The sequence below is a fragment of the Terriglobales bacterium genome (assembly GCA_035567895.1).
Lineage (GTDB): Bacteria > Acidobacteriota > Terriglobia > Terriglobales > Acidobacteriaceae > Gp1-AA112.
The window spans coordinates 1-4908 of record DATMPC010000072.1 but is presented as its reverse complement, the minus strand read 5'-3'; the positions used below and the strand labels follow the sequence as shown (position 1 = coordinate 4908).

At 54.0% G+C, this 4908-nt stretch carries 6 protein-coding genes; 4 read left to right on the top strand and 2 right to left on the bottom strand.

Annotation, left to right across the window (positions count from 1 at the left end; translation table 11 throughout):
* On the top strand, positions 1-378 hold a 378-nt coding region (locus VNX88_15250), incomplete at its 5' end, for a vanadium-dependent haloperoxidase (GenBank protein ID HWY70026.1).
* Positions 379-665: 287 nt separating this feature from the next.
* Here VNX88_15250 and VNX88_15245 read toward each other — a convergent pair.
* Both VNX88_15245 and VNX88_15240 read right to left on the bottom strand, forming a co-directional pair.
* Positions 666-1754, bottom strand: a complete 1089-nt coding sequence (locus VNX88_15245) for a sigma 54-interacting transcriptional regulator (GenBank protein HWY70025.1) — start codon at positions 1752-1754, stop codon at positions 666-668.
* A 364-nt stretch (positions 1755-2118) separates the two neighbouring features.
* Positions 2119-2274: a hypothetical protein gene (locus tag VNX88_15240; GenBank protein HWY70024.1), complete on the bottom strand. Its 156-nt coding sequence runs from the start codon at positions 2272-2274 to the stop codon at positions 2119-2121.
* A gap of 451 nt (positions 2275-2725) precedes the next feature.
* Here VNX88_15240 and VNX88_15235 point away from each other — a divergent pair, with 451 nt between their 5' ends.
* The 3 genes from VNX88_15235 (at position 2726) to VNX88_15225 (ending at position 4543) form a co-directional block, all read left to right on the top strand.
* Positions 2726-2986 carry a hypothetical protein gene (locus VNX88_15235; GenBank protein HWY70023.1) on the top strand — a complete coding sequence of 87 codons (261 nt, stop codon included), beginning with the start codon at positions 2726-2728 and terminating at the stop codon, positions 2984-2986.
* Positions 2987-3128: 142 nt separating this feature from the next.
* Positions 3129-3575 carry a hypothetical protein gene (locus VNX88_15230; protein ID HWY70022.1) on the top strand — a complete coding sequence of 149 codons (447 nt, stop codon included), beginning with the start codon at positions 3129-3131 and terminating at the stop codon, positions 3573-3575.
* A gap of 116 nt (positions 3576-3691) precedes the next feature.
* Positions 3692-4543 (top strand): HAMP domain-containing sensor histidine kinase, encoded by an 852-nt coding sequence (locus VNX88_15225; GenBank protein ID HWY70021.1) that lies wholly within the window; start codon positions 3692-3694, stop codon positions 4541-4543.
* Positions 4544-4908: the final 365 nt, after the last annotated feature.

Here is a 4908-nt window from a genome sequence, read left to right as displayed (position 1 = left end):
ATCCATGCAGGTGACACGGACGGCAACCGGAAAACCGATGGCGATCCGAACTTCGTTCCATTCATCCCGGCGCCATGTTTCCCGAGCTATCCCTCAAACCACGGGAGCTTATCTAATTCGGGAGCCGAGGTCCTGAGACGTCTTTATGGCGAAGCTGGACATGCGATCACGTTGTCAAACCCCGCAGTACCCACCATCGTGTTGCACTACGGATCCTTCAGGCAGATCACCGACGATATCTCCGACGCTCGCGTTTACGGCGGGATACATTTTCGAACCGACCAGGACGCGGGAGCTCGCCTGGGCCGGGCTGTCGGCACAACTGTCTACAAGAACAACCTGCGTGCCAAGCACGGCAATGACCGGGATGATGACTGAATAATCAGGTCGAGAACCACTCGCTTTTTCGCGTCACATGGGTCCGGTGACTGTGCGGTCGAACTTTGTCCAAGGTGAGATCGCACAAGTCTCTCTCCAGAAGTTGTGTGCGCCGCAACCCTGGATGACGCGTTCGAACAAATCAGAAAATGCAGTTGAGCCTCGATGTGAGCAGGCAGGCGAGGCCAGGCAGAGAGTGAATCGTCAGCGAGTGGTCGGCATGGTCCTCGTGCTGGCCGGAAAACAAATATCCATCGACCAGAGGCTGCCGCGAGGATGTTGCCAGGTCATCTACACGTAGCTGCACGGAAAACGCTGATGCCGAGCTTCTGCATGCGAGAATGCAGCGTGGACCGCCTCAGGCCGAGAAGGGCTGCGGCTCCGTTGGGACCGGCAATCTTCCCTATTGTTTTTTCGAGAGCGGCAACGATTTCTTGCCGTTCGGCTTCCTCGAGAGTCGCCCGCAAATTCCCGTTGCCGTGACTACTGACTGGCAGCCCATTGGCACTAAGTTGCGGTTCTTCCATGGACAGATTGAGAACCGATCCGGTAGAGACGATGACTGCTCGCTCGATGAGGTTTTGCAATTCCCGTACGTTGCCAGGCCACGGATACCGCACTAATGCGGTCATGACTTCCGAAGGGATAGTCTCGATGCTTTTGTTCATGCCTCGGCTGAATTGTTGCACGAAGTGTCGTACCAGCAGCGGAATATCCTCGGGCCGCTCGCGTAGTGCCGAAGCACGAATGGGAAAAACGTTCAGGCGATAGTAGAGATCCGAGCGGAACTTCTGTTCGCTAACCAAAGTTCCCAAATCCCGGTTCGTTGCGGCAATCAGACGAGCATTACTCTTTAAGGTTCGCGAGTCGCCTAGTCGCTCGAACTCCCGCTCCTGGAGCACCCGCAGCAACTTCGGCTGCAGCTCCAGCGGCATCTCGCCGATCTCATCCAAGAACAGGGTGCCGCGGCTAGCCAACTCGACGCGTCCGACGCGTCGGGCGATGGCACCTGTGAAGGCGCCACGCTCGTGACCGAACAGTTCGCTCTCAAGCAAGCCTGCAGGAATTGCGGCGCAATTCAGCTTCACGAAAGGGCGGGTCGCACGGTCACTGCACTTGTGAATGGCTTCTGCAATTAATTCCTTTCCAGTTCCTGTTTCCCCGCAAATCAACACCGTGGCGTTGGTTGGGGCCACAAGACGCACCATGCCGAGTACGCGCTGGAGGGCAGCGCTATTACCGACAATTTGTGGTAATCCGTAGCAAGGAAATTCACTGTCGAGTGCGACTTCTTCCGATGCCGCTTCTCCGACTCCGTAGGATGCAGTATGGTTGATTGCCGGCGCTTCACTTGCCCAGCTTGCTTCTGTTGCCATTCTTGACCACCCTCCGTCGTTTGCTGTAACCCCGATGCTCACACATCAAGGCTCTGCTTGAGTGCTACCTTCCGCGTTGTTGTCTCGTGATCCACTCACGGACGTATGCTGCGCAATTTATCAGTGTGATGCCATCCGCCTCGCAGCGCTCGAGAAAGCTGATGGCCTCGTGACCTGCTAGAGTTAGGTTCCTTAGGTCCAAGACAATGAGGCGTCCGCTGGTCTCCGACCTAATGAGTGCTTCCAACTCAGCTATGTGTTCTTCATCCATCCGGCCGCTCAGCGCAAAGACGACCTGCCCGTTCGATGTTCTCTGAATCTTCAGCATCTGCCCTCTCTTCGAACAAGGATCAAACATCCGAGTTCAGGCAACTTCGCCCGGTAGCACTTCAAACTCCCGCGTGTAATCCTGCGCAGTGACCGCATACACGGCGCCAAACTGATCGCTGCCGATTTTCCAAAGCGTTGGCTTAGTCCTGATCAATGGCAGCGGATTCTTCCATACGACTTTCAGCGCCACAGTTCAACCTCCTCAGCATCGTGCCCTCTTTACAATTTTTATCTCTATCGCAATCACGGTGCCAGTCGTAAGCGACTGAAGCTATGGCAGTTGACGAACTCGACGATTGGCGAGGTTCGCCAAAATTGGCGAATGCTGTACAAAGCTGCCGTCAGTGGGATGGTTTTCTTGATGGGCTCCCACGGTTCGTCAACGCTTTTCAGTGACGATCTGGGGGGCCGTACTTGCTCAACAATGTTTCCGGCAAATGCCGTGTGGTGAACTTCTTCTGGGGAGCGCGGGAATCGCCAAGATATCCTCGTTGATCAAAACCAGGAGGGACCAGAAATACCTCCCATGGCTTGCAGATTGAGATTGGCTCTAAAAGTGCAATCGAGCAACGTCAGAACCGGTACCGATCGGGCGGCAGGGCTTAAGAAGCTAAGTAACCGCAATATCTTAGGAGGACGCGATGCGTTCCGAACTAGTTTTTGGCGCAATGACATACATTTCAAACCGCTACATGCTTACCATGCTTGCCGCACGGGCAACCCGTAAATTCCACCGGCCAAATACTCGCATACAGCACACGACGAATGATGTATTTGCACGCTTCACTTGTGCCAACCCGATAGCAGTCGTACGGTATGCCGGCACCTTGCAGTCGTCACCTTTCGTCGTGCAAGTTGAAACTCATTCAGTCTATGAAGACTTCGAGCGATCCGTAGCGTGAGCTGCGTGCCCGGATCATTCCTTCTGTTTTCTACGGCCGGGGCTTTATCCAAAGTGATCGGCGGACGCACTTATAAACCAAAGAGGTGAATATGCTGGAGCCGATGCATTTCGTTAACGAAATTGGAACGTCATACGCAAACTTGATCGAAGAGATGCAGAGTCAGTACCTGCTCTCGTTTCTTCTAACCGCAGACCATGATAAAGCTGAGCAGTGCCTTGTTTCCGCGATAGGAGAATGTCGGGAGGGGATCGGGGTTTCCATGGATTGGCCGCGTTTTTGGACACGGCGGGCAGTAATCAAGCATGCGATCCAGTTGATCATGCCTGCGCCTGAGCACGCGGATGACGTGTCGCGCATCAGTCTCAAGGAACCGGCAAGGTGGGCAGATAACATCCCCTTTGCCCCAGTCCTCTTACTGGACGCGTTCGAGCGTTTTGTTTTCGTCATCTCGATTCTGGAAGGGCAGTCCGATGAGGAATGCGCGATTCTTCTCAGATGCTCCCGGCGCGATGTCATGATGGCCCGCGTGCTGTCTCTCCAGCGTCAGTCAAGCACTGATGTTCAAGCCGGGGAGGTTCTGCAGTGAAGGATCTAACAACGTCTGTGAGAAGTCGAAGCCTTCATTATCAGCCCACGTTCATGGCGCTCGAATGCTTAACTCTTAACGTTGATTGAAATGGCAAGCACATCCTGGAGGATCGAATGCCACGTAGACAAACACTAAGAAAATACGAGCGGAAAATGTGGGTTGACAAGAATGGCGCCGTGGATACACCAGAGCCCAACCATCGGTGTAATCATGGCTTAGAAGAGTTGCGACCGACGAACGAGAATGTGCTCAAATTCGAGCGATCAACCGCTAGCCAAACGCTAGGCCTCTTCATTTCACATGATATCCGTAACTATCTAGCCAGCATCTACTGCGATATCGAGTTTGTGAGCGATCCGGATATATGTCAGACAGACCGCGAGCAGCTCCTGGCAGGAGTGCGCGGAACGATCCACGATGCGACCGCCCTGCTCGATTCTTTTCTTGTCTCTGTCCGGACGGATAAAACCTTCCGTCTCCAGCCGGAATCGATGAACCTGCTGATTCAACACGCAGCAGGGATTGTTCGATCCCATCCCGATGCACGGGAGTGTGAATTGGTGATCTGCGAGGCGCCCTCTCTCCAGGCCCGGATCGATAGTCAAAGACTTGGGAGTGCTATCTATAATTTGCTGCTTAACGCATGCCAGGCATTGAAGCACTGTCCTCCTCCGAAGAGAGTTGAGATTTCACTTTGCAACGATGAAAGGTCCATTTGCATCCGCGTGCAAGACAATGGCCCTGGAGTGCCTGATTACATTCGCAATATGCTCTTTCAACCGTTCGTGAGTGCCGAGAAAGTCAGAGGCACTGGCCTTGGACTGACGATCGCAGAACAAGCAGCGCGTGAGCATGGAGGTTGCCTGAATCTCGAGGAATCCATTCCGGGAAAGACGGTTTTTGTTCTACAACTTCCGGACCTCGTATTAGACGCTCCGACGCTCCCTGAAGAGGACTCAGAATGAGCCTCGGATGTCTGCACCTAAATGATAGTGAGGAGTTCAAGCGCTTCCTCCGTAAGAATTCGTAGAAATTCCGCTTTACAGACTGGCTGACTCTTTATGGTTCTGCGAGTTAGGTCACGGCCTCGCCTGACTGCGCGCCTTGGTTCCACGGGGCAAGAGCTAAATCAACCACACCCCAACAACGTTCGAAAGTTCCGGCTAAGATCGACGTTGCGAGAATCAGGTCCAAATCCGTGCTAGCTGTACTTCGAGGGGTCAGCGGTTTTGAAGCGGTCCTTGTCGATCTTCAGAGACCTGATCTTCGACTCCAATGTGGAGCGTGGCATACGAAGCTTAGAAGCCGCGCCGAAGGGTCCGTACACCCG

Excerpts from the sequence above, each read along its gene's own strand:
- VNX88_15245 (HWY70025.1), bottom strand. The coding sequence starts at position 1,754 with ATGGCAACAGAAGCAAGCTGGGCAAGTGAAGCGCCGGCAATCAACCAT.
- VNX88_15225 (HWY70021.1), top strand. The coding sequence starts at position 3,692 with ATGCCACGTAGACAAACACTAAGAAAATACGAGCGGAAAATGTGGGTT.
- VNX88_15235 (HWY70023.1), top strand. The coding sequence starts at position 2,726 with ATGCGTTCCGAACTAGTTTTTGGCGCAATGACATACATTTCAAACCGC.